We start from the raw sequence: 23,430 nt of genomic DNA, 5'->3' as shown, positions 1-23,430 counted from the left end.
CCGACCAAATCGCCCACGATCGGGAGTTCGCCACCCGGCACGGCATCAACGTTCACGTGGATGAGACAGCGATGACCGTCGGCACGTGCTTCGTAGTTAATATGCTCCGGAGAGCCGCCATCTCGGTTCGACGAGCCTGACACACGGTATGCTCATGCCTGCAGGTGAGCTGCAGCCACAACGAAGGCCAGCATCCTACGTCGATCGGCCTAGTCCGAGCCTCCGGCGTAGAGCCGCAGAAGTTTGAAGGCTCCCGGCGTTTCCAGAAGATCGCGGTGCAATCGGCCTGCGCCGCGCTCGCCCTCATCATCGAGGACGGCCGGGACAGGAACGCCAAACAGCTTGGCTTTAGCTTTGAGGCGGCCGGCACCTATGCGGCGTGGGGATCGTCGCCGTCGGTCGGAGTTCGTTCGGCGCCGGCCGAAGATCCGCTGCGGATCACGTCCCGGACGTCAGGGTGTCCCATCGTCCAGCCCGATGCGAGGCGTCCGTAGCCCTTGTTCGGCCCGAGGCCGACGAGGCCGCGAAGCTCGTCGCCTCACGCCGCCGGCCTCCATGGCACCTTCCGGCGCGCGAGCTACGCTCGTGACCTTGCCGGGCTGCCGATCACGGACCCCTAGGTCGCGCCCGGCTGCAGCCGCAGCCTGGCGATGAGTTCACGGTCGCCGGTGCGATCAAGCCCGAGCGGGCGCGGCTCGCCGAGACGGTGCCAAGCAAAAGTCTGCGTGTTGTCGCGGCCGTCGAGCGTCTTCTCGACCTGTCTCTTTCCCCGCAACTTCAGGATGACGCCCTCCTGCCCCGGTTCGCACTTGATCTGGACGGCACGATTAGCCTCGTCCTTCCACAGGCCGATCGACCAATCCTGCTCACCCGGTTCCTTGCCGTGGTTCCATCGCTCAACCAGGGCCCGCGAAGTCAGCGTCAGCACCGAGGTGCCGGGATCCTCGGCGAGCCCGGTGGAATAGCGGGCGGCCCAGCGCCACTCCAACTGCGGCCCGTCCATTAGTAGGACGAAGACGAGGTTTGGCCCGATCGCCCTCAAGGGTTCATGGGCCGGATCGCTGCGCGCTAAGTCCTCGCAGATCATCACGCTGAACACCGACGCGCTGCGCATCGCGTTCACGTGCACCTCCCGAGCGCGCAACGGTATGTCCTCCCACCATCGCATTTCCGGAAGCTCGTCCGGAAACGCCGTCTCCAGGCCGTAAGCCCGGATCTGGGACACCTCGAGGGACCAGCGGTGATGCTTGGCCCGGCTGACAGTGGCCATCATGCGGCCGTTCGAACCCGCGGCGGCGCCGGTCGCGTCAGCGAAGAAGTGGCTGGCGAGGGCGAAATTGCCCGTGTCGCCCCCGCAGTTCGAGCTGGCGCCCGAGACCAGGAACTGCACGGAGGGGAACTGGTCGCGCAGGCATGACGCCAGCCTCTCGTAGACCTCGTAACTCAAGGAGAGCTCCGGGAACACGATCCCGTGGATCTGCTCGTGGTCCTCGGCCTGCCGGAGGAGGGCTCTGACGAGGTCGACGACAAGGTCCGCGTCGGCGCCGAGCCAGTCCTGGTGCACCTCGAACCATCCCCACGCCACGGGCGAACCCGGCGGCGTGGCGCGGCGGGAGCGGAAGCTCGACGTGCGGATCGCATACGGGAACGGCACCAGCAGGAGGTTCAGCGAGGTGTCGTCCTCCAACGACTGGACCGTCGGCGGCGTCAGCCAGTGGACGCGCATGATCCCCCGTGGAGGCAGCAAGGCCACGTTGTGGGACAGGTTGCGCAGGCTGCAGCCGACGTCGGGCGTCCGCGCCTTCGGTTGGACGCAGACGACGTCCGGGTCCACGAGGGAGGATGTGATGGTGGGGCGATGGTTCGAATGGCGCAGGTGGCGGCTGCGCGGCGCGGCCGGGGCCGAGCCGGCCAGGAAGTTGTTCGCCAGCTTGACGACCCACTTCCTTTCCCAGTCTGCCCCCGGCGGGGGCTGGTAGCCGATGTCGGCGCAGGCCTCGTCGGCGATCGCCATGAGCGCGAAGGCGGGCTTCCACCAAGCCGCGGGCTTGGATGCGGTCTCGGCCAGGTCGCACAACGGGGAGGCGCCCTGGTTGAGCAGCCGATCCCAGAGCTTCTGCACCTCCCTGGGCACCTCCGGCGTGCAGGACCACGTGAGCGCGATCCTCTGATATTGCTTCAGCTCGGAGGGGCGTACGACGAGGTTCTTCCTGTCTCCCCTCTCATCCTCGGCGAGCCCCGTGATGCGGGGATAGGCAGCCGAGCACTGGAGGAGGTGCGCGCATACCGCGAACAGGTCGGGGGGCCAGAGCGGCGCGACGGCGAGGCCCGGATCCGGCGCCCCAGCCACCGCCTCCTCCGCACCGACCTCGGCCGGGGACGTGCCGCGCGGGAAGATCCGCGCGATCATATCGTGAACTGAAAGGAACACGCTCGCGGCCCGGATGCTTGTCGTTCGTAGGCGAAGTCGCCTCGTTGGATCAGGGTCGATACCCGAGCGTGCCTCTGTGGGCTAGGGCTTGGCCCTCCACTTCGCTCCATTCGGGAGGGGTTTACGAACCGCTCATCATCTGGTGTGTAGTGTCGTCGCGTACCGGTGCCGGTTCCCGATTCGCCACCTATCTCTCGACGGGGCCGGCCGGCTCGGAAAAGCGAAGCCAATGACCGTCATCGTGGACAAGCGTTACGCGGAGACCAAGGAGCAGCGGGCCCAGTCGGACCTGCGCGACGTCCGTAACCAATTCGCCACGGCCCACGGCAAGCAACGAGGCGAGAGGCTCCTCGCGATGTTGACCGGGCCCGCGGAGCGCGCCCCCGATGACGCGCGTCCCGGCGGTCGGCAACGCGGACGATAGTCCTGCGGCTTTCGACGCCCGTGCGGCCTCCCTGGGTGACGCCGCCCGCCAAGGCCTGTCCCGTGTGGAAGCGGCCGGGGCAGGCCCGCCATCGGCGCGCTACCCGGGGCAACTCGGCTCCACCGAAGGCGCCATCATCGATAACGGGGCGCGAGAGGTCTCAGAAGCCGATCTTCCCCCATGGGCTATCGCAACGCCGCAATCCCATTCGCGTCGAGGCGCTGGCATGCCCCAAGGTCCTTCCCCGGGGCGCGACAGGGGAACAGCGGCTGGCGGTCGGATGCTTGACGAGCTTTCTCCCTGCGTAGGCGGGGGCGAGTCTAGCCTCGACAAAAAGCGACGAGGCCCTCGAACCCCGCGCTCGCGTCGGGCGTGCCCGGTCATGGAGGCCAGCCGGCAATCTCCGCTCGATCGGATGCGGCAGGGCGGAAGGGCCGCTGGCGGCGGTGGTGCGAAGGAACCGGCCTGCCGGGTGGACCCCGCCTCTCGCGAAGGAGCGTTATGACGGCGAGAGGATCCCCTCGCGCAGCATCTGCCGAACACGGGACTCGACGAGGCAGTGCTCCTCGTCGGAGGCCTCGGCAAAGTAGAGGTCGGCCAGGAGCATGACGGCCGGGGCCCGTCCGTCGTTCGCGCTCGCGGCCCATGCCGCCGCGATGCGGGCGTCGAGCCCGGCCAAGCGCGTCCCCAAGCCGCTCACCCCGTCAGCGGCCGCCTCCACCCGCTGGACCGCGGAACGGTTGCACCTTGCGACGAGCGCCATGAGGGCGGCGCCCCCCTTCATCAACTCGCCGCGGCGGTCCCTCGCGTGCCCCGCCCCGACCTCAAGTGCTGCTGCGCTACGAGCACGCCTTCGGGGTTCAGGTCGCCTAGACACCGAACGTGGGACGGGACACGAGCCATGAGGGTCGTCCCCGTCCATCGACCCGGGAGAACGGAATGCCCAGCGATCGGGCCGTCTTGGTCAAACATCCCGCCCCCATGCTGCTGCGGCGTAAGCGTAAGCGCAAGCGGGAGCACTGGTTCGCGGCGATGACCACGCCCGTCGTGCTGCGTGTCGGATCGACCGAGGACCTCGGCGAGACCCATGTCGACCATGCCACGGGGAGGCCGCTCGTCTGGCGCGTCTTCGAGGGGGCCCTCTGGTACCAGGTCTCCGGGATGCCAGTCGGCAGCGTCATCCCGGGTCCCTGGAAGACGTTCGGTCCCGCGGAGTTCGAGGCGTTCCTCGCCGGCGAACGGTTCGCACGTGATCCCGCCCACACCGACCTCGGCCACGTGACCCGGCGGACACCCCTTGCGGCCGCTACCCACGACGAATGGAAATGGACCCGCGGCACGGATATCGAAGGTGGCGACCGCCCGCCGTCCGAGATCGAGGTGTCGGAAATCCACGAGGACGGTCGTGCCTCGGCCGCGGAGGACCTCAGGCGGTTCATGGATGAGCGCGTACGCATCGTGGGCGACGTCGTGTTGATCCGGGCCTACGACCCCCTCGCGACGCCGGGGGCGGCAGGATGGCGCCTACAACCATTCCCGCAGGGACGGGACACGTCCCCTCGCCTCGTCCATATACGGGAGCCCCTCGGTTATCGCCCCGACGCCTACCGGCAGGGCATAGCCTGGGAGTTCGGCACACCCCAGGTCGGGCACGTGATCGGGGTTGGTCCATGGGCGGGATCCTTCGCGGGGGCTACCTACGGTACCGATACCGCGAGGCTGTTGGCCGGCCTCGCGGCATCCGCCGCAATGGAGACGTTCCGGCAGCTCCGGACCGTCCATGGACGCCTCCTGGCCGAACGGATCGATGCCGATACCCTGGAAGTCCTGGAAAGCTTGGCCCGCGAGACTCAGTCCTGGGCGGAGAAGGCAAGCCTCGGTCGGATCATCCCCGAGGAGGCGCCAGGAGCCGTCGATGCCGCTCGACGCCTGACTCGAGTGGTCGCGGACTGCCATGGCGCTCATGCGGTGGGCACCGCGGCAGTCCACGAAGCCGAGTTCCTGATCCGCCGATTCGAGGAATTCGAGTGGCCGTTGACCGGGCTCGACGTGCCGGGCCCGGACGACCTGACCTCGCTCGCGGCACTGGCGCGCTAGGCGAGAACAGGCCGGATCGGAGCAACCGCCACCCCGGCCGAGGGTACCGCGTTCCCGGAAGCAACCGTCCGGATCCGGCATGCTTCCGGGGCAAGCCGCCCACCTCGGGGGTGGGCCGCGGCAAGTATCGGGACAGGGCTCGGGCCGGACGCGCATAGGCGCCGGTGGACGTTCGGTCGTGGGTGGCAACCGCGTGCCTGGACACGCCAGCAGCGCGTCCGAGGATGGCAGGCAAGCCGGCCGAGGACGGGAATGCCAGATGGCGGCACATGGCCCGGGCCGCCACGGAAAACGTGTCGGCCCGGGCGCCGTACATCTCGCGGTCGACCCGACGCCAAGCATCGTGGAACGGTCGTTGGCGACGGCATGGGGCCGGGTACATCACCGATCGCGAGCCGCGGGGATGACACGTCATCCGACAGGCGAGGGGAGGGCGACTTGGCGGCCATCCACCACCGGTGCCGGGGCGAAAATCACGACGCGCCCGATTCCGCCCCTGGCGTCCGGGACCGCGAGGCACGGCTCGGCGAGGTGGCGCACCGATACCGACGATTCGCGCGGAGCCTTCCCGCCTTCACGGCTTTGCCATCAATTGTACCCATGGTATAATTAGGGTTCTCAGCATCAGTCCGTGAGGCGTCGGTTCCGTGGGCGGGATCGTTCGCGTGCCCCCGTTCGCGTGGGCGCCGACCTTCGTTGCGCGCCGCCGACCTCTTCAACCCCTGCGCCTCGCGCCGGGGCAACGAGGCCGGCACGCCCGCGTGCGGCGCCTGACGGACCCGCCTTCGGGAGCCAAGCCGACATGACACCGCAACATCGGGACCTCCGGTCCGCCGAATCGAGCGTAGGACGCTTTCTCGAAGCGCTTGCCGCCTGGCGGGTCGAGAGGCTGCAAGCCGCCCCCGGTTCCGGCGACAGGGTCGTCGCGCAGTCCGCCCCGCGGCGCCGGTCGAGCGGGCAAGCGAGCCTTTCAGCCCCGCCGATCCATGGCGGCGACAGCCCGCTCGCGTCCAGCCCCCACCCGCGGCCAGGCCGGAGGGCGGTACCCCGACGCTCGAACCCCCGACCGCGAGAAGGATGAGGGTGCGCGAAAAAAGCCATTCATCACGAGCGAGTCAATACTTCAGTTCTCGCAAGTTTCGCGCATCATGCGCCGAGCGCTTGCGCAAGATGTTCGCGCGTTGCCCTTCCGGCATCATTCCACGGCGTGGAGTACATGAGCTTTCTCGACTTCGAATCGGAACCGGTCTTCGATCGGATACCGGCCGCGCGGTACCGCGGGCGCCCGGAAGGCGCCGCCGCGGATCCCTGCCAGGTGGACGTGCTCAGCTCGATCCCGGACGTTTGGGACGCCCGTGGCGTAATCGCCGTGCCGGCCCCGGCCGCGACCGGCCGCAAGCGGGGCGCCTACTACACGCGCTACTCGACGTCCGGGCAAAACGAGGTCAGTACGGTCCGGCAAATCGAAGGGTGTTCGCAGTACGCGCGACCGGCGGGCATCGACCTGGTCGAGGACGGCATCTACTCGGACGAGGAGAGATCCGGCGGCTACCTCGTCAACCGGGATCAACTCCACGCCCTGCTTGAGCGCGCCCGCGCCCGCGAACTCGACGCCGTGGTCATCGCCGATCCCAGCCGCCTGTCGCGCGACATGGTCGACCTCGGCTGGCTTTGGCGGCAATTGAGGCGCTGGGACGTCGAGCTCCATTCCGCGACGCGCGGGAAGATGGAGGCTCTCGACGTCGCCATCTTCGGGTTCCTTTCGCAGGAACAGCGTCAGACCATCATGGAGAACACCTCCTGGGCGCGACGCCAGATGGTCCTGGACGGGCTGGTGCCGTGGGGTCGGCGCTTCGGCTACCGGCGGGTCGGCAACAAGGCCGGGCACCTGGAGGTGGACGAGGACGAGAGAAAGATCATCGAGCTGATCTTCGACCTCGTGCTCGAAGGGATAAGCCGGGCCAGGATCGCGCGCCTGCTCAACCTTCGAGGCCTGATGGGGCGCCGGAGCACGCCGTGGACCGGCGATGCGATCACGGACGTGGTGGACTGCATCCTCTACCGCGGCATCCTGGTCTACGGACGGTACAGGCACGTTCGCAACCCGGAAACGGGCAAGTACAAGAGCTACCCGCGTCCGCGGAGCGAGTGGAAGGTTCGCGCGGTTCCGCGCCTCGCGATCATCGACGCGGACACCTGGAACCGCGCGCAGCAGCTCGGCCGGCGTACCCGTCAAGACGCCGCGCCGAGGGGCTCGAGCGGCAAGTTCCTGCTGTCGAACCTGGCGCGATGCCCGCGATGCGGGGCTGCCATGGTGTGCCTCGGGAAGCCGAAGGCGTCGGAGGAACGGCGTTTCGCCTGCTCCGGCCACCTCATGAACAAGGGCTGCCCGAACAACCGAAGCTGGAGCATGGGCTGGATCGAGGCCGGGGTACTCAAGCTCCTCGGCGAGGCGCTCGACAGGCCGCGGCTCTATGCGCCCTACCTCCGGAGCCTCCAGGCGCAAAGCGAGAAGCGGGCACGCGATATTGCCCGCGAACGGGCGGAACTGGAGAGGCGGATAGAACGGCACACGGACGAGCTCGCCGGCACCTTCGAGGAGGCCCTCACCGAGGGCTTGACCCGGTCGACCCTTGCCGAGCTTCGGAGGAAGCTGGAGGTGAAACTCCAGGACGCGAAGGGTTCGCTCGCCCTCCTCAAGTCGTCCCGACCGCCGGTCGACATCGAGAAGCGCGTCGAGGAACTCGGCAACCTCGGTTCCGCCCTCCGGGCGCTCGCCTCCGCCGGCACGATCGACACCGGCTCGGTGGCGGGTGCCCGCCTGGCGGCCGCGATCCGTTCCCTTATCAAGGAGGTCATCGTCCTGCCGGATCCGCAATCGCACGGCATCGCGATCACGATGCGCATCCGTGCCTGGGCCCTTCTCGACTCGACGGGCGACGACGACGGTTCGACGCGTACACTCACGGGAACCTGGGTTCCCCCCTCCAAGGAGGAGATCCGCTTGGCGAGGGGGTGCGAGGAGGTGAGCCGACACTTGGCCGGGGGGCGGTGCAGGCTCGACGACGGAGCATGGAATGCCATCAGGCATCTCGTGCCGCCGAACGCGTGCGACCGCCTGGACGGGGAGCGCCGCGACAGACGCGACCTCGTCGACGCCATGCTGTTGGCGCTACGCTTGAGGCGCCCGATCGCCGACCTGCCGCCGGACCTCGGGACGCGCGACAGGTTGAGGATGGCGATCCGAAGCCTGGTTCGAAGCGGGTCGTGGGGCCGGATCGTCACGATCCTGGCGGAACGCGCACCCGAACTCCTCGACGGCGTGGATCCGTCCCGCTTCGACTATGCGATCAAGAAGGCCGCCGCCCGGCACGAGGGCGGCGCGCCATCCAGGAAGAGGTTGCCCCTCCTTATCGACCTGCTCGGCCGTGCCGAGGGGGCCACGATCGCCGAGATCCAGGCCGTGACCGGCCAGACCTCCCGAACCATCCGATCCGCGATATCGCGCCTGCGGCTCCGTCGGTGCCGCAGGATCGAGAGGTGCGCGAGGGCCGACGGAGGCAAGGCGTATCGCCTCGTGTCCGATCATGCCGGTGCGGCCGGTCGCTAACCGGGCCGGCATCGGTCGCCGGTCCGACCGGATCTGCGGTGTCGAACAGGTGCGGCGGATGTCCGGGTCGCGGCGATCGACCGTGGCCGCAATCCTTCCTGGCATCGCCCCGCCGGGACCGGCGACGAACGAGAAGTGAGCAAGACTCGGGTAAGCTCACGGAGGCGAAAGCATGGGTTTCGATAGCCTGAACAGTTACCTCGGAGCACAGCCGGCTCGCGCATTCGCGCTGGACCTGCTGAAGCGCGTCGCCGCGGAAGGCGCGGTCTCCCTCCGCCCGGGCGAGAAGCCCTTCTCGCGGATCCGGCTCCACCAGGCGCTCCAATCGATGATCATGGATGGCGTGGCGCTCGCCACGCGTTCGAACGCGGAGTGGGTGGGCTTTCAGCTCACGGACAAGGGCGTCTCGGTTTGCAAGGCCATCGCGGGCGGCGGTATCGCGCTCCTTCCGGCCACCGGCGGCATCAAGGTGAAGAAGCGTCCCGAACGACGTGAGCGGCCTGCCGGCACGAACGTAGGCTCCGGCCGCCGATTGCCACGGAAGGCCCTGACTTGGCTCTTGGCGAGCGCGCCGGATCATTACGATGCGGATGTCGTGCAAGGCTCAGAAACCTGGGTGCTCCTCGATCCGCTCGATCATTGGGAAGATCACCCAGCCTTCATCGAGCGTACGCGTGATTGCGGCCAAGTCTCGCGGGCGTGGGAGGTCTTCGACCCGGACGGCGAGTCCTTCGGCCTGATCCTGCGGACGGCTGACCGTTTCCACGGGATCGACGCCTTCGGGGAGGTCGGATGCGAGGACACCATGGCCGGGATAGCCTGGCAGATCAGGATCAACCGTTGAGTTTTCCCGCGCCCGATCGATGGTTCGGGAAGCGTGCGGCCGCCCTCGACGTTCAGCGTCGCACCCCTTGCCTCGATCTCCCGACCGGAGAGGCTGACGGAGGCTTCCATGCCCAAGACCCACTTCGTCGCGGACACGCACTGGCACCACCAGGCCACCCTCGGCCCGCGCCTCGGTTTGAACCGCCCCTTCGCCACGATCGAGGAGCACGACGAGGCCCTCATCGCAAACTGGAACGCCGCCGTCGGACCCGAGGACACCGTCTGGCACCTGGGGGACTTCTGCTACCGCTGCCCCGAGCACCGCGCCCGCGCGATCTTCGCGCGCCTGAACGGTTGCCGGCGCTACCTCGTCCGGGGCAACCACGACAAGATCGGGTCGCGCCTGCCCTGGGACGGCGTCGTCGACGTCGCCCGGGTCGTGGTCCCGCTTCCCGGCAATACGGTCCAAGACATCTGGTGCAGCCACTACGCCCACCGCGTCTGGCCCGGCCAGCACCGCGGCGACCTTCACTTCTACGGCCACTCGCACGGCAGCCTGCCAGGTACCGCCAGGAGCACCGACGTCGGCGTCGACTGCTTCGGCTTCCGTCCGGTCACCCTGGACGAGATCCGCGTCCGGCTGGCGGAGAACGCCACGGCGGCATCCGCGCCCGCTTGAGCATCGCCAACCCAAGGCCCATCATCGAGGGCCGTCGTCTTGCGAGCCGGGAGCGGCGGAAGTGGGCCGAGGCTCGCCGGACCGCAGAGCTGCCTGCCCCCACGCTCCACATCCGTTGAGGCCTATAGTAGCCTGTAGAGAAGCTGGACGAAGGATGGACGTCATGGAAAGGGATGCCGGCAGGCGTTGGAACGCCGAGGAACTAGGGCAGGGTTTCGGCGCGGTCGCCCGCGAGGCGGTGGCGACCGGGCCGACCACCGTGACCCAGTCCGGAGGCGAGGATCTGGTCGTCATCAGCAAGAGGCAGTTCGAACGGGATTACCGCCTGACCCCGCAGGCTTACGTTCGAGACAACCGGGTCAGTCAGGAAGCGGCCGACCTCTTGGATGAAATGATGGCCGAGGCGCGAGCCAACCATCCGGCCCCGTTCGGCATCTGACCCGCTCCGTGATCCTGATCGACAACGATGTCTTGAGCCAGTTGAACCGGCCGAGGCCAGATCCAAGCGTCAAGGCGTGGTTCGCGGGGCTGCGACCGTACGAGTTCGGCATCGCAGGGGTTACGGTCTTCGAGCAGTTCCGGGGCATCGCGCTGGTCCGTGGCCGGAACGCGACGCTCGCCCATACCTTGAGCCTGTGGTGGGAGGGCTTTCTCGCCACGCTGGCGCCCGAGCAGTTGATCGCCGCTCACGTCGACGTCCTTCGCGAACAGGCGGAGCTCTATGCCCACCCCAGGGCCGAGCCCTGATCCCGCGATCGGGTTCCAAGACGCGAATCAAGGCCTTCCGGCAGGAGTGAACGAGGTGATCGAGGCACTCGATACTGACTACGAGAAGAACCCGGTGTCCCAGCGCTCCGTCGAGAGTCGGCGGCAGGCGCTGAACCTGATCGACATCGCGCGGCTCGACCGGGGCGCCGAGAACCGGCGCACCGTCGAGGCCCTGTTCGACGAGAAGGTCGACGACCTCATCGCAACCGTCTCGACCTTCCTTAGGGAACGTACCGCCGAGGCGCGCCGGAACCTCGAAGCCGCCGTCAACGCACAGCCTGAAACCGCATGCACACGATCCCGCTCCACGCCTGGAACATCATTGAGGAGCTGCGGGCTGCCGTCGCGGAGGTGAACGGGCAGCCTTGCCCTATCGGGCGCAGCGCATGGAGGGGCTGGCGGCCGGAAGACATGGCCCGGATCGAGGAACCGTCATGGAAGCGGGCATGTCCCGCTTCGATAGGGATACGATCCCAACCCGGCATGGCTAGTTTTATTTATCATTGGTATAATTGGGTTCGGTCGGATCGTCGGCGGTCCGTGCTTGTCGGAACCCGAGGGTTCGTCCTCCCAACCTCGAAAAGGCAATGGCCTTCTCGGTCGTTAGCCTCGGGTGAACGGACACGCGTCATCCTGCGGTCGCGCATTTCCGCGGGGCAGGGACGCGCCGGCCGATGCCGCCGCTGCCTGGCGAACGCCGAACCTATGCGCCGGCACGATTTCCAACGGAGACATGGGGGCCGAATTGCCGCGGAGACCGGATCCGAAGAAGGCGTACCTCGAACTGCACGGCGGCAGCTGGCGGGTAACCGTGTCCGTGCCGGTCCCGGCACGCCGCGCGATCGGAGCGACCCGCCTCGTCCACAACTTGGAGACGGACAGCCTCAAGCAGGCCAACGTCCTCAAGAGATCCCATGTCGAACGCTTCAAGCGCCGTATCGCCGCCGCCCTCGAAATCGTCGGCCGGCCCGGTAAGGACGACATGAGCGCCGCGATCGAATTTTCGAAGATCGCGCATGACCTCAAGCGGAACGGGACGCAGGAGGAATGGACCGACTTCCGCGAAGCGGTCTACGAGCGCCACGCCGAGATCCGATGGAAGGACTCCCGTTGGATCAAGGTCGACGACCCCGAGGCGGGGCCGACGGAGGTCGAGCAGGCGCTGCCGGAGCAGACCCAGAAGGCCATGCTCTTCTCGGCCGTATCCTACGGGCGCGCCACCCCCGTCGACATGATGCACGAGGACTACCGCAAGCAGCTCTTCGTCAAGGAACGCACGCGGGCCGACGATGCCCGTGCCATGCGCCTGCTCAAGGATTGGTGCAAGCGCGAGCAGGTTCCGGCACTTCTGGAAGAGATCGACGTGAAGCGGGCGCACGCCTTCGCCGACGCCCTCGTCGACATGACGGGGCTGAACCACGTCACCCTCAACAAGTACATCGGCCGCCTGTCGGGCTATTGGCAATGGATGCTTCCCAGGGCGCCGGCCGTGACGCAGAACGTCTTCGCGGGCGTCGCCGTCAAGGGACCCAAGACGAGGCACGACGAGAAGGAGCGCGCGTTCACGGACGGAGAGGTCGCCGACCTGTTGCGTGGACCGGCCAAGCCGAACCTGCGTGACCTGATGTTGATCGGCGCGCTGACCGGCGCACGCCTGGACGCCATCGTCGACCTGAAGGTCCGCGACACGGAGAACGGATGCCTGCTGTTCAAGCCGCAGAAGCGGGAAACGGCTGCGCGATACGTCCCGGTCCATCCGGACCTCGTCGAGGTGATCACACGGCGTACGGCGGGCAAGGGCCCCGACGACGACCTCTTCCCGGAATGGCCGCCGGTGCGGAAAGCCGGTTCGATGCGCGAGCGGAGTTTCAAGGCATCGAATCGATTCACCGAATATCGCCGAAGCGTGGGTGTCGACGAGGTCGTCGCGGGCAAGCGGCGCTCGCTCGTCAACTTCCACTCCTTTCGACGCTGGTTCTCCACGCGGATGGAGAGGGCCGGGGTCCCCGGCGAGATGATCTCGGCCATCGTCGGACACAAGCGCAGCAGCATCACGCTGGACGTCTACAGCGAGGGGCCGCACATGCGGGCCGCACGCCGGGCGATCGCCAAGCTCAAGTTGCCGCCGCTCGATGGCAGCCCGATCAAGGAGGAGATGGGATTGGTGGCCAGGGGATTGGATCGCTAGGCGGCAAGGCATGCGTGCGCCGCACCACGAAACTTACATACAGGCGTCCTATGAAGGCTCGGCGGTCCATCCTTGTTGCCGGTGTGGCCGGCTTCCTGGCGGCGGCAGCGGTCGCCATCGTTCTTGAACTGCTGCGCTGGATCAGCTTGCCCTGAGCTTCTCAAATGCGGACCTGCTCCTTCGGGTCAGCCGGACTGAGCCCTAGCCTGCGAACGGGGCAGGCTCGAACAGGCGGGGCCAGGGCAGCGCCCATGGGTCAAGGGGCTGTCGAGCCTGTCCAAATGCCGGCCAGCTTCAGGGCCGGGCGCGGGTCGAGCCGTGGGACATGAGCCCGGCCCGCATGCCGTTCAGCCCCGCTTGTACGCCGCGGCCCTGGCGGCACCGGAAAAAACGCCCGCTGATGCCCGGCTCGATGCTTGCCGATCACCAGGCGCCCGTTAACCGTTCCTCGACGGATGGCCGGCCGGCTCAGGTCACCAGCCACGTCACGAAGAAAAGGCCCGCGAGGAACATGGCCGACGTGGCTGCCACGGCGGCGACTTCGCGGTGGTTCAACAGCAGGTTGTTGACTGTGTGCGACATGGCGCGGATCCCGAGGAAAGGCCCCGCATTCCATAGCCGGCTGCCCTGACCAGCGGGTGCGGAAAGAGCCTCGACCGAAGATGAAGCTTGACCGTGTCGCAGGCCTGCAACGTTCGAGGACCTGGAAGCGAGGGGCGCCGCCATCGGTGCCCCCTCAACCCAGACCATGCGACGGGATCCAGTGCGAGCGTGCCTGCTCAACGGGCGGTGTCACGAGGACGCCGCCTTCCGCCAGCGTTCCGATCAGTCGCACAAGCTCCCGGTGTTCAGGGCCTTCCTTGCCTGTCACCAGGAAGGAGCCGATCTCGATCTGGCTCGGCAGGCCGCCCGAGGCCGCATCGGGCTCGTGCAGGATGTATGGGCGATCCGGCGCGGTGTCCCGCGCGAGGAACCACCGGTCACCGCTTGAACTCGTGTGGAGTTCTCGGCGCCAGAGCATCGCCGGCCTCCTGGCTCAGACGCGCCCCTTGAACCAACGCGGCAGGAGGCTGGATGCTCCCTCGGCAAAGGTACAAATGTGAGCGCATCTCTCGGACGCCGCCGTGCGGCCCGCACGCCCGAGAGTTGCGGACGCTCGGCTTCCGCCATCGCCTTAGGCTTGCGCCATTGCCTTAGGCTTGCGCCTCGAACGGTTGGGATCACGCGCTTCTTCAAGCGCCCGACGCCGGCAGCGTCACCCCGTTCTCACCAGGTAGCCGCGGATGTCCGTGACCGGCTCAGCCAGCGCCAGCATCGCCGACAAGCTCTTCTCGTCCGCATGAAGCGCCAACGTCTCGGCATCCACGTCCGGGTCGGCCCCGGCCGCCGCGACCCTCGCGATCACCGTGGCCGCGAGCGAGACCTTCTCGTCCTCCTCGCGGGGTAACCTGAACTCGATCCGATCCGGAGCCGGCGGCTCGGACGCGAGGCGGCGCCGGTTCATGTCCCGCGCATGCCATTCCAGGTCGCAGACCGCGGTTCAGATGACGCCCCGGCCCTCCGACCTCCTTCCGGGCGATGCGGACTACGACCGCGACCGGCTGCGCACGATGGTCGACGGCAAGGGCGCAAAGGCTGGTATCCCCGACGACCGTCTCCCCGAAACGCGTGCGTGCCATGACCTTCCATTAACCAGCGGTTGCATAGCGTGCCCCGAGGTAGGGGCGCTCGCCAGGCAGCCCGCCCCGGTGAGATCGTGCATGTCCCCGCTGCATCCGAACGAGAAAGATCGCCTTGACGCGTTGCACGCCCTGGACGTGATCGGGTCCGCGCCGGAGCCGCAGTACGACGCGGTTTGCCGCATCGCGCAAACCCTCTTCGACGCTCCGGTCGCGTACGTGTCGCTCGTCGACGAAAGGCGCCAGTGGCTCAAGGCCAAATGCGGCTTGACCCTGGACGGTACACCCCGCGAGGAATCCTTCTGCACCTACGCCATCCTCTCGGAGGACGTCCTGGTGGTCGAGGATGCCAGGACGGACGAGCGCTTCTCCGCCCTTCCCTTGGTTGCGGGCGAGGCGGGCGTCCGCTTCTATGCCGGTGCGCCGCTCGTCCTCGGCCCGGGGCTCAACGTCGGCTCGCTCTGTGTCCTCGACAGGCGGCCCAGGACCTTCTCGGCCGAGCAGAGGGAACAGCTCCAGGATCTCGCGAAGGTCGTCGTGGCGTACCTGCGGGCTTGGCGCGACGCGCGAACCGCACGCGAGAACGCCCAGCGTTACCACCAAGTGCTCGCGACCGCGCAGGACGCGTTCGTGAGCATGGACGCGGCCGGGCGGATCACGCATTGGAATCCGGCCGCGGAGGCGACCTTCGGCTGGTCGGCGGCCGAGGTGCTGGGACGCTGCCTGGCCGAGACGATCGTGCCCCCGGGCCACCGCGCCGCCCATGCCCGCGGGGTCGAACGTTACCTGCAGACCCGCCGGGGCGACGTTCTGGGCAAACAGCGCTTCGAGCTCGCGGCCCTGCGTCGAGACGGAACCGAGTTCCCGGTCGAGGTCGCGCTGTCCCTCGACACCGCAGGTGGCGTGACCACCTTCAACGCGTTCCTGCGGGACATCTCGCAACGCAAGGAGACCGAGGCGCGGTTGGCGCACATCGCTCGCCACGATCCGCTCACCGGCCTGCCCAATCGGCTTCTGTTTCGCGAGCGGCTCGAACAGGAGATCGCCCGGTCCGGGCGCAGCGGCGGCTTCGCCCTGCTCTGCCTCGATCTCGACCGATTCAAGCGCGTCAACGACACCCTGGGTCATCAGGCAGGCGACAGCCTGCTGTGCGCGGTGGCGGACCGGATCAGGTCGGAGTTGCGGATCGATGACGTGGCCGCCCGCCTCGGCGGGGACGAATTCGTCGTTCTCCGAGGCGCCAACGGGAGGCCCGAGGAGGCCATCTGCCTGGCTCGTCGGCTTATCACGGCGATGGCGTCGCCCGTTCACCTCGACGGCTACCCGACGGGGATCGGCATCAGCATCGGCATAGCGCTTGCTCCGTCGGACGCCGCCGATCCCGACCTGCTCTACGCTCGTGCCGATCAGGCCCTTTACCGTGCCAAGGCAGCGGGGCGGAACACCTACTGCCTGCATGGGCATGAGCCGGCGCACCGCGAATCCCCCGCGGTCGGAGCCGGCGCGGGGGAGCGCCGCCACCGGCACGCGGACAACTCTTCCTCGACCGTCGAGGAGCGTTACCGACTGGCCTTGCTGGCGACCGAGGACGCGATCTGGGACTACGACCTCGTGTCGGATCATATCGTGTGGAGCGAGGCGACGCGGCGCCTGTTCGGCTACGACGGCATCGAGCACGAAACAAGCGGCGCGTGGTGGAAGAGCAAGATCCACCCGGAGGACCGCGCGCGCGTTCTCGCCTCCTTCGAGGAAGCCCTCGACGGCGATCAATGCCGCTGGATCGCGGAGTACCGCTTCGCGCGTGGCGACGGCGGCTACGCGGAAGTGATCGACCGCGGCTTCGCGATCCGCGACCGATGGGGTCGCGCGGTGCGCATGATCGGTGCCATGCACGACGTGACGGAGAAACGTCGCTCCGACGCGGCCCTGCGCGCCAGCGAGGAGCGTCTGCGGCTTGCCCTACGTGCCGGGCGGATGGTGGCCTGGGAGCAGAACCTCGTCACCGGCCAGAGCCTTCGGTCCGAGAGCGCGATCGAGCTGCTCGGGATCGGCTCCGGCCCGACGACGGCTTTTCTCGACCACGTGCATCCGGACGAGCGGGCCGAGATCCGGGCGGCCTTCGGCGGTGCAGAGGCTTATGTCCATCGGGAGTTCAGGTACGTCACGCCGTCGGGCCGGACGCTCTGGCTGAGCGCCTGGGCCGAGCGGGTCGACGACGAACGCGTCGTCGGCGTCAGCTGCGACATCACCGAACGCAAGCTGGCCGAGGAACAGGCGTGGCGCTCGGCGAACCACGACGCGCTCACCGGCCTGCCCAATCGTCGCCTGTTCCAGGAGCGCCTGGAACAGGCACTCGAACAAGCCGGGCGGGAAGGGTCCAGCGTGAGCCTGCTGCTGGTCGACCTCGACGATTTCAAGGACGTGAACGACAGCCTCGGCCATGACAGCGGGGACGCGGTGCTGGTGGAGGCCGCCCACCGTCTGGGCGAGGGCCTGCGGGCGGAGGACACCCTGGCCCGCCTCGGCAGCGACGAGTTCGCGCTGATCGTCGTCGAGCCGCTTCGCCTGGAGCATGCCGTCGGCCATGCGAAGGCTCTGATCGAGAGGCTCGCACAGCCCTTCCGGCACCGGGAGCATCGGCTCGCATGCAAGGCGAGCATCGGCATCGCGGCCCATCCGGATCACGACCACGCGGCACGAGACCTCTTGAAGGACGCGGACATAGCGCTCTACCGAGCCAAGGCCGAAGGCCGGAGCCGAGCGGTGGTGTTCACGCCCGCGTTGCGCGCCGAAGCCGAGAGGCGCCTCGCCGTCGCCGGCGAGATCCGGGCAGCCCTCGAGGCAGGGCAGATCGTGCCCTTCTACCAGCCCAAGGTCTGCCTCGCACGCTGCACGGTCGTCGGCTTCGAGGCGTTGGCGCGCTGGAGGCATCCGGAGAAGGGCTTGCTGACGCCGGGCTACTTCGGATCGGCCTTCGACGAGCCGGAGCTGGCGACGGCGATCGGCGAATCCGTGCTCCGTCAAGTCGCGACCGACCTGCGCGCGTGGCAGGATCGTGGCCTCGCGTCCGGCCGGGTGGCGGTGAACCTCGCCTCGGCCGAGTTCCGCAAGCCGGACCTTGCGGGCGGCATCCTGGCCGTCCTGGAAGAGCACGGCGTCCCCGCGGGTTCCCTCGAGGTGGAGGTGACCGAAACGGTTTTCCTCGGACACGGCTCCGAGGCCGTCCCCCTGATGCTGCAGCAGCTGGACGAGGCCGGCGTGCTCATCACGCTGGACGACTTCGGAACCGGGTTCGCCTCTCTCACGCACCTGAAGCAGTTCCCGGTCGGGCACATCAAGGTCGACCAGAGCTTCGTGCGCGACATGGAGCGCGATCATGACGATGCGGCGATCGTCGCCGCCGTGATCGGGCTCGGGCGCAACCTCGGCATGCAGGTCACGGCCGAGGGCGTGGAGACGGCCGGCCAAGCCGAGCGTCTTCTCGCGATGGGCTGCAACTACGCCCAGGGCTACCACTACGCCAAGCCGATGGCGGGTTCGCGCGTGCCCCGGTTCCTGATGGACAGGCAAGCCGTTCGCAAAGGGAGAGGCCTTACCCGGCGGTCGGGTTGACCGGAACCCCTCGCTTTCGGTGCGAGGCCCGAACACGCGGCGCTTGCCTGGCTCAAGTCATGCGGGGCGTGACCATGATCCGAAGGGATGTAGACGAGGTCGAACAGGCGCTGCCATTGCGCGGGAAGCGAACGTAGGATCCCGCCCGGTCGCCTCTGAAGGCCGCTGCAAGGATCATGGTTGTGCCCGCGCCGTTCACGTCGCCGACTCGCGCGGCGCGCGAAGTTGTCGATGCCAGGAGCCGCCGGAGCCAAGCGCTCTTCACTTGCATCAACTGCGGCCATACCGGTCACGCCGACGTCGACGCGGCGGTCAACAGCAAACGGCGGTGAAGCACACCGTTGCTGGACGCAGAGGGCGTGCATCAGCAGCCCGTCGACGCGTCAACGGGACGAAGTGTCACGATTTCCGAAACTCCCCATCGTTCAAGGCGGCGAAGATGGTTGATCCGGACGTAGCTCAACCTCCATTCGCCCTTCGAATATGAGCGAGTGGCAACCGCCCGGTTCACGATCGCCGGTGCGGCGACTTCCAACCCTCAGGCTGGCGAGTTGTCACCACTGAGGCAATCGGAGCGGGCGGCTGGCACATGGTCGAACAGATCAATCGCGGACAGCTGCAGCAGATCATCGCTGGGTTGAGCGATGGCGTCATTCAGATCGCCTCCGACCAAAGGCTCACCTACGCGAATGCTGCGGCATCGAGCATGTACGGTGTCACGCGGCTCGAGGATCTTGGTTCCGACCTCGACGCCTTCCGCGAACGCTTCATCGTGCGGTACCGTGACCAGCACGAAGGCAAGCGCAAGCACCCTCCGGTCGAACGCGTGATGGCAGGCGAGGTCTTCCGTGACGTGCTCGTCGAGGTCGCTCGCGCCGACAACGAACAGCGCAAGCGCGTTCACCGGATCCGCAGCTTGGTCATCAACGATTCCGAGGGCGTACCAGACTGCCTCGTGCTGCTCCTTCAGGACGTCACGGACCGGTTCGAGGCCGAGAACCGCTTCGAGCGAACGTTCGCGGCCAATCCGGCTCCCGCCCTTGTCTGCCGCTTGTCGGACCTGCGCTTCGTCAAGGTCAACAAGGGCTTCCTGCAGCTCACGGGCTTCGCCCGCGACGAGGTCTTGGGCAGGACCGTTTGCGAGGTCGACGTGCTGCGCGAGGCGGAACGGCGCGACCTTGCCCTGACGCGCCTGCACGAAGGCCGGACCATCCCGCAGATGGAGGCCTGCCTGCGCGTGCCGATCGACGCGGAGAAGCACGTCATCGTGGCGGGCCACCCCATCGAGATGCCGGGCGGCATACCCTGCATGTTGTTCACCTTCGCGGACCTGGAGGATCGCTCGAAGGCGGAGGCAGCGCTCAGGCAGAGCGAGGAGCGGTTCGCGAAGGCCTTCCAACTCGCGCCGGTGCCGACCGCCCTCGTGCAGCTCGAAGGCTTCCGCCTCATCGCCGTGAACGATGCCTTCGCGGCGACCTTCGGATGCCGGGTCGAGGACGTGGGGCGCTTCCGCCCAACTGCCGCGGGGCTGTCAGTCCTGCAGCAACGTCCTCTACTTCGAGAATCGCAGCTGCGAGCAGTGCGGCCACACGCTGGCCTACCTCCCGGAGACGGGAACGCTCTCGGCTCTTGAGCCTGCAGGCGGCGACACCTGGACGCCGCTCGCCGTGCCCGATCGTCCAAGCCGCTTCTGCGCCAATGCCGGCTACGAGGCCTGCAACTGGCTCGTGCCACCGGGTTCCGACCAGGAGTTCTGCCTCGCCTGCCGCCACAACGGCACGATCCCGAACGCCTCCGACCCGCCTCAGCTCCTCGCGTGGCAGCAGATCGAGGTGGCCAAACACCGCCTGTTCTACCAGCTCCTGCGTTGGGACCTGCCGCTCAAGACGCGCGCCGAGGATCCTGAGCACGGCCTGCTGTTCGACTTCCTCTCTGACCCGCCGGAAACCCAGGGGCCGAAGGTCCTGACCGGCCACGACGATGGCCTCGTCACCATCGCCCTGGTCGAGGCGGACGACGTCGAGCGCGAGAAGCGGCGCAAGTCCATGGGTGAGCCCTACCGCACCCTGATCGGCCACTTCCGTCACGAGGTCGGCCACCATTACTGGGACGTCATCGTACGGGATCGAGGCAAGCTGGACGCTTGCCGGGCCGTTTTCGGCGACGACAGGGAGGACTACGCGGAGGCGCTGAAGCGCCACCACGCCAACGGTGCGCCGGCGGACTGGCAGGAGCGCTACGTCTCCGCTTACGCGACCACCCACGCGTGGGAGGATTTCGCCGAGACCTGGGCCCACTACCTGCACATCGTCGACACGCTGGAGATGGCGAGCGCCTTCGGGCTGCAGGTCAGGCCGTGCGTGAAGGCGAGCGCGGCGATGTCCGCGACGATCGATTTCGACCCGTACACGGCCGAGACGATCGAACCGATCATGGCCGCGTGGTTCCCGTTCGTGTTCGCGATGAACGGGGTGAACCGGGCGATGGGCAACCGTGACCTCTACCCCTTCGTGCTGGCTCCGCCCGTGATCGCGAAGTTGAGCTTCATCCACGATCTCATTCGTCGAAGGTTGTGAGCCCAAGATCCCTCGACTTTGCCTGCAACGCCATGACGAGGGTGCGGCGCTCGACAGTCACCGGCTTGGCGGTGCGGCTGGGCGAGGCGCGCGGCGTTGGTCTCGTTGGCATGGAGGAAGGGCTCCGCAAGCTGCGCTCCGGCGGCAGGGCGAGGCGGTTGAACCACAGGCTGAACGCCTTGGACCGCACCACGCCGAAGGCGATGCTGGAGCGCGGGCTCGGCCTGCGCCAAATCGCGCTCGTGACGGTCCGGGCGGCGTACTCGACGACGATCGGCAACCTGGCGTTCGCCCTGCCGGACGCCTGCGCCTCGACCGCCGAGATCGGCCGGCGCGGCCTCGCCGAGATGGATTGGCGCGCACGCACGCGCGGCGCGCCGCGACGGATCCCTGCCGAAGGGCGGGGTTAAGAAGGACCTGCTCCCATTCCTCGACCCTGAGGCGTGGCCGAGCCTGTAAAAGGATTCGGCCGTGCCCTAGGCGGACATTCTCGCACGTCTGCGACAGGCCGGGACGCGAGCTCGGGTCCATCGGGCAGTCAAGGCGGCGAAGCTTGGCGTTCGTCGCCCGTGCGCGGACGCCCCGTTCGAAGCCGAGGGCCCCGCAGCGATGCTAGGCCCCGCGGCGTCGCGCCTCGGCCACCGCCGGCAACCCGGCCTCGTGCTCCGGGTCATGCGGCGGGCTCCGGATCAACCCGGGCGGGTCGCCGCAACGGACAGTCGGGCGTCGGGGCTTAACCCCGTTGTTCCCGATAGCCGAATGTCCGTCAACACGCAGTCGATGACATGAAGCGGCCCATCCCCATCCGGGATGACCAAGAGCCGAGGGAAAGCCGGGAAGGGAACGTTCACCAAATCGCATCAGTATGCCCAAAAATCTTCAACACCAAGCCGCGACGGCGCCAAGGCACACATCATGTCCGACCAATATCAACTGGATGAGCGCCTCGACTTCATCGGAATCGATCCCGAAACAAGGCTTGAACTGAATCACCTTTGGCCGCTCATCGCGCCCGCACTTCCGTCGATCCTCGCCCGTTTCTACGATAAGGTGCAAACCTCGCCACACCTGAAGGCGCTGCTCGGACTGCACTAGGATCGTTTGGTCAAGGCTCAGTCCAACCATTGGGAGCGCCTTTTCGCGGCGAGGTTCGACGAGGATTACGTGGCCGGCATCCGGCGCATCGGGCTCGTCCATCACAAGGTCGGCCTCGAACCGCGCTGGTACATCGGCGGGTACGCCTTCGTCCTGAACGCGCTCGTCGAGCACCTGGCCACCAAGTTCCGGTTCAGGGGGGTGTCCCTGGCCGGCAAGGTCAAGGCCCTGAACAAGGCGGTCATGCTCGACATGGACTTCGCCATCTCGGTCTATCAGGACGTCTTGGTCGAGGAGCGGCAAAGGCGCGGAACCGCGCTGGCGGAGGCGGTCTCGACCTTCTCCGGAGCGGTACAGGAAAGCCTGCGGATCTCGGAGGAGGCGAACACCGCGCTCGCGGCGGCGTCGGCGACCCTTGCCGGGATGACCGGCGAGGTGAACGAACTCGCCGGAGGCGTCATGCACACGGCGGATGAAACCTCGGCCGCCATGCAGTCGACCGCCGCGGCGACCGAGGAGCTTGCGACGTCGGTCCGGGAGATCGGGCAGCAGGCATCCCGCTCCGCGCATGTCGCGCAGGAGGCCGTGCTGGACGCGCAACGGGCCCGAGAGTCGGTGCAGGGCCTGATCGAGCAGACCGCAGGGATCAACAATGTCGTCGAGCTCATTGCCAGCATCGCGCGCCAGACCAACCTCCTCGCGCTGAACGCGACGATCGAGGCCGCGCGTGCAGGGGAGGCGGGTCGGGGGTTCGCGGTCGTCGCCGCCGAGGTGAAGGAGCTGGCCAACCAGACCTCGCGCGCGACGACGGAGATCGGTCAACGCATCGAGGCGGTCCAGCAGGCGACGCAACGGAGCGCGTCCGACATCCACGGGGTGACCGCCGGCATCGGGGAGGTCGATGCCATCGCGACGGCCATCGCCGCCGCCGTCGAGGAGCAGGCCGCGGTCACGGCGGAGATCGCGCAGGCCGTGCAATCGACGGCGGTGCGGACACGGGTCACGGGCGAGGCGATCATGTCCCTGGCGCGATCCGCGGAGTCGGCTTCGGTGGCGACCGGGAGCGTCGCGTCGGCGCAGGATGCCCTCGACCGCGAGGTGGCAAGCCTGCGTCGGAACATCGACGCCTTCCTCGAACGTGCCTGCGCCGCCTAGGCAAGTCCGCTTCTTCGTCGCGCCCCATTCGGGCGTCCCACCGCCCCGAGGCCGTCCCCCGGCATGCGCCTCCGGTAGCGTTGCCATGGCATGAAGGTGCCTGCGGTCGGCCTCCGATTCCGATTCCCAAGGCGACCGGGTCCCGGCCGGACGTTTCCGGAGCCTTCAGGTCCAGGAGGTTGGTCGCGAGGGCGGCTTCGGAGCTGTGGATGTTGGTACGGTCGCCGACCGCCTCCTCCAGCCTGTTCGTCAGGTTGCGGAAAGCCTTGACGGTGCCCTTGCAGGGGACGG

19 protein-coding genes and 1 pseudogene are annotated in these 23,430 nt (G+C 67.8%); 16 read left to right on the top strand and 4 right to left on the bottom strand.

Translation table 11 applies throughout. The annotated features are described in order from the left end of the window. Positions 1 to 616: 616 nt before the first annotated feature. Entirely contained in the window at positions 617 to 2,122 is a 1,506-nt protein-coding gene (locus DK427_RS19740; protein WP_204165197.1) for a hypothetical protein, read from the bottom strand. 538 nt (positions 2,123 to 2,660) lie between these two features. Between DK427_RS19740 and DK427_RS26780 the strand changes: the two genes are divergently transcribed. After that, complete coding sequence (locus DK427_RS26780; RefSeq protein ID WP_109952748.1) at positions 2,661 to 2,855, top strand: hypothetical protein; 195 nt, start codon at positions 2,661 to 2,663, stop codon at positions 2,853 to 2,855. A 499-nt stretch (positions 2,856 to 3,354) separates the two neighbouring features. Here the strand turns inward: DK427_RS26780 and DK427_RS19730 are convergent, their stop codons facing one another. Beyond that, positions 3,355 to 3,546: a hypothetical protein gene (locus tag DK427_RS19730; RefSeq protein ID WP_162559851.1), complete on the bottom strand. Its 192-nt coding sequence runs from the start codon at positions 3,544 to 3,546 to the stop codon at positions 3,355 to 3,357. A gap of 248 nt (positions 3,547 to 3,794) precedes the next feature. Here DK427_RS19730 and DK427_RS19725 point away from each other — a divergent pair, with 248 nt between their 5' ends. The 8 genes from DK427_RS19725 to DK427_RS19690 all read left to right on the top strand — a co-directional run bounded on the left by DK427_RS19725 (position 3,795) and on the right by DK427_RS19690 (position 13,022). After that, complete coding sequence (locus tag DK427_RS19725) at positions 3,795 to 4,952, top strand: hypothetical protein (protein ID WP_109952746.1); 1,158 nt, start codon at positions 3,795 to 3,797, stop codon at positions 4,950 to 4,952. A gap of 1,216 nt (positions 4,953 to 6,168) precedes the next feature. Next, complete coding sequence (locus tag DK427_RS19720; RefSeq protein WP_162559850.1) at positions 6,169 to 8,562, top strand: recombinase family protein; 2,394 nt, start codon at positions 6,169 to 6,171, stop codon at positions 8,560 to 8,562. Positions 8,563 to 8,890: 328 nt separating this feature from the next. Beyond that, the gene (locus tag DK427_RS19715; RefSeq protein WP_162559849.1) at positions 8,891 to 9,406 is read left to right on the top strand and encodes a hypothetical protein; all 516 of its coding nucleotides are present in this window, start codon (positions 8,891 to 8,893) and stop codon (positions 9,404 to 9,406) included. A 108-nt stretch (positions 9,407 to 9,514) separates the two neighbouring features. Next, positions 9,515 to 10,066, top strand: a complete 552-nt coding sequence (locus DK427_RS19710) for a metallophosphoesterase (RefSeq protein WP_109952743.1) — start codon at positions 9,515 to 9,517, stop codon at positions 10,064 to 10,066. A gap of 154 nt (positions 10,067 to 10,220) precedes the next feature. Continuing rightward, a complete protein-coding gene (locus DK427_RS19705; protein ID WP_109952742.1) occupies positions 10,221 to 10,505 on the top strand; it encodes a type II toxin-antitoxin system prevent-host-death family antitoxin in 285 nt (94 codons plus the stop codon). A gap of 8 nt (positions 10,506 to 10,513) precedes the next feature. Then, positions 10,514 to 10,813 (top strand): PIN domain-containing protein, encoded by a 300-nt coding sequence (locus DK427_RS19700; RefSeq protein WP_109952741.1) that lies wholly within the window; start codon positions 10,514 to 10,516, stop codon positions 10,811 to 10,813. 55 nt (positions 10,814 to 10,868) lie between these two features. Then, positions 10,869 to 11,189: a hypothetical protein gene (locus DK427_RS19695; protein WP_162559848.1), complete on the top strand. Its 321-nt coding sequence runs from the start codon at positions 10,869 to 10,871 to the stop codon at positions 11,187 to 11,189. A 378-nt stretch (positions 11,190 to 11,567) separates the two neighbouring features. Beyond that, the gene (locus DK427_RS19690) at positions 11,568 to 13,022 is read left to right on the top strand and encodes a tyrosine-type recombinase/integrase (protein ID WP_109952739.1); all 1,455 of its coding nucleotides are present in this window, start codon (positions 11,568 to 11,570) and stop codon (positions 13,020 to 13,022) included. 736 nt (positions 13,023 to 13,758) lie between these two features. Here DK427_RS19690 and DK427_RS19685 read toward each other — a convergent pair. Both DK427_RS19685 and DK427_RS19680 read right to left on the bottom strand, forming a co-directional pair. Then, on the bottom strand, positions 13,759 to 14,043 hold the full coding sequence (locus DK427_RS19685; protein ID WP_204165196.1) for a hypothetical protein: 285 nt from the start codon (positions 14,041 to 14,043) through the stop codon (positions 13,759 to 13,761). A gap of 234 nt (positions 14,044 to 14,277) precedes the next feature. Continuing rightward, positions 14,278 to 14,526, bottom strand: coding sequence for a hypothetical protein (locus tag DK427_RS19680; RefSeq protein ID WP_109952738.1), 249 nt, complete (start codon positions 14,524 to 14,526; stop codon positions 14,278 to 14,280). A gap of 40 nt (positions 14,527 to 14,566) precedes the next feature. Between DK427_RS19680 and DK427_RS19675 the strand changes: the two genes are divergently transcribed. The 7 genes and pseudogenes from DK427_RS19675 to DK427_RS27160 all read left to right on the top strand — a co-directional run bounded on the left by DK427_RS19675 (position 14,567) and on the right by DK427_RS27160 (position 23,139). Continuing rightward, positions 14,567 to 18,313, top strand: a complete 3,747-nt coding sequence (locus DK427_RS19675) for a diguanylate cyclase domain-containing protein (protein ID WP_245930640.1) — start codon at positions 14,567 to 14,569, stop codon at positions 18,311 to 18,313. Positions 18,314 to 18,489: 176 nt separating this feature from the next. Then, positions 18,490 to 18,645: a zinc ribbon domain-containing protein gene (locus DK427_RS27565; RefSeq protein WP_109952736.1), complete on the top strand. Its 156-nt coding sequence runs from the start codon at positions 18,490 to 18,492 to the stop codon at positions 18,643 to 18,645. A 257-nt stretch (positions 18,646 to 18,902) separates the two neighbouring features. Further along, the gene (locus tag DK427_RS19665) at positions 18,903 to 19,946 is read left to right on the top strand and encodes a PAS domain-containing protein (protein WP_109952735.1); all 1,044 of its coding nucleotides are present in this window, start codon (positions 18,903 to 18,905) and stop codon (positions 19,944 to 19,946) included. After that, entirely contained in the window at positions 19,831 to 20,889 is a 1,059-nt protein-coding gene (locus DK427_RS19660; RefSeq protein ID WP_245931055.1) for a zinc-binding metallopeptidase family protein, read from the top strand. The genes DK427_RS19665 and DK427_RS19660 overlap by 116 nt, the downstream gene beginning before the upstream one ends. Positions 20,890 to 20,954: 65 nt before the next feature. Then, a complete protein-coding gene (locus DK427_RS19655; protein WP_162559847.1) occupies positions 20,955 to 21,299 on the top strand; it encodes a hypothetical protein in 345 nt (114 codons plus the stop codon). Positions 21,300 to 21,699: 400 nt separating this feature from the next. Beyond that, positions 21,700 to 22,257 (top strand): annotated as a pseudogene (locus DK427_RS27165) (protoglobin domain-containing protein); the annotation flags it as partial. Further along, positions 22,237 to 23,139: a methyl-accepting chemotaxis protein gene (locus DK427_RS27160; protein ID WP_342772548.1), complete on the top strand. Its 903-nt coding sequence runs from the start codon at positions 22,237 to 22,239 to the stop codon at positions 23,137 to 23,139. The pseudogene DK427_RS27165 and the gene DK427_RS27160, both read left to right, overlap by 21 nt. The last annotated feature ends 291 nt before the right edge of the window (positions 23,140 to 23,430 follow it).

The organism is Methylobacterium radiodurans, assembly GCF_003173735.1.
Lineage (GTDB): Bacteria > Pseudomonadota > Alphaproteobacteria > Rhizobiales > Beijerinckiaceae > Methylobacterium > Methylobacterium radiodurans.
Note: the sequence above shows the minus strand (reverse complement) of the source record. Positions and strands in the feature narration are given on the sequence as shown.

What these genes read in the sequence shown, in the direction of transcription:
- DK427_RS19680 (WP_109952738.1), bottom strand. Translation starts at nt 14,526, where the DNA reads ATGAACCGGCGCCGCCTCGCGTCCGAGCCGCCGGCTCCGGATCGGATC.
- DK427_RS19710 (WP_109952743.1), top strand. Translation starts at nt 9,515, where the DNA reads ATGCCCAAGACCCACTTCGTCGCGGACACGCACTGGCACCACCAGGCC.
- DK427_RS19725 (WP_109952746.1), top strand. Translation starts at nt 3,795, where the DNA reads ATGCCCAGCGATCGGGCCGTCTTGGTCAAACATCCCGCCCCCATGCTG.
- DK427_RS19685 (WP_204165196.1), bottom strand. Translation starts at nt 14,043, where the DNA reads ATGCTCTGGCGCCGAGAACTCCACACGAGTTCAAGCGGTGACCGGTGG.
- DK427_RS19675 (WP_245930640.1), top strand. Translation starts at nt 14,567, where the DNA reads ATGACGCCCCGGCCCTCCGACCTCCTTCCGGGCGATGCGGACTACGAC.
- DK427_RS26780 (WP_109952748.1), top strand. Translation starts at nt 2,661, where the DNA reads ATGACCGTCATCGTGGACAAGCGTTACGCGGAGACCAAGGAGCAGCGG.
- DK427_RS19690 (WP_109952739.1), top strand. Translation starts at nt 11,568, where the DNA reads ATGGGGGCCGAATTGCCGCGGAGACCGGATCCGAAGAAGGCGTACCTC.
- DK427_RS19720 (WP_162559850.1), top strand. Translation starts at nt 6,169, where the DNA reads ATGAGCTTTCTCGACTTCGAATCGGAACCGGTCTTCGATCGGATACCG.
- DK427_RS27160 (WP_342772548.1), top strand. Translation starts at nt 22,237, where the DNA reads ATGGACTTCGCCATCTCGGTCTATCAGGACGTCTTGGTCGAGGAGCGG.
- DK427_RS19665 (WP_109952735.1), top strand. Translation starts at nt 18,903, where the DNA reads ATGGTCGAACAGATCAATCGCGGACAGCTGCAGCAGATCATCGCTGGG.
- DK427_RS19715 (WP_162559849.1), top strand. Translation starts at nt 8,891, where the DNA reads ATGATCATGGATGGCGTGGCGCTCGCCACGCGTTCGAACGCGGAGTGG.
- DK427_RS19705 (WP_109952742.1), top strand. Translation starts at nt 10,221, where the DNA reads ATGGACGTCATGGAAAGGGATGCCGGCAGGCGTTGGAACGCCGAGGAA.
- DK427_RS27565 (WP_109952736.1), top strand. Translation starts at nt 18,490, where the DNA reads ATGGTTGTGCCCGCGCCGTTCACGTCGCCGACTCGCGCGGCGCGCGAA.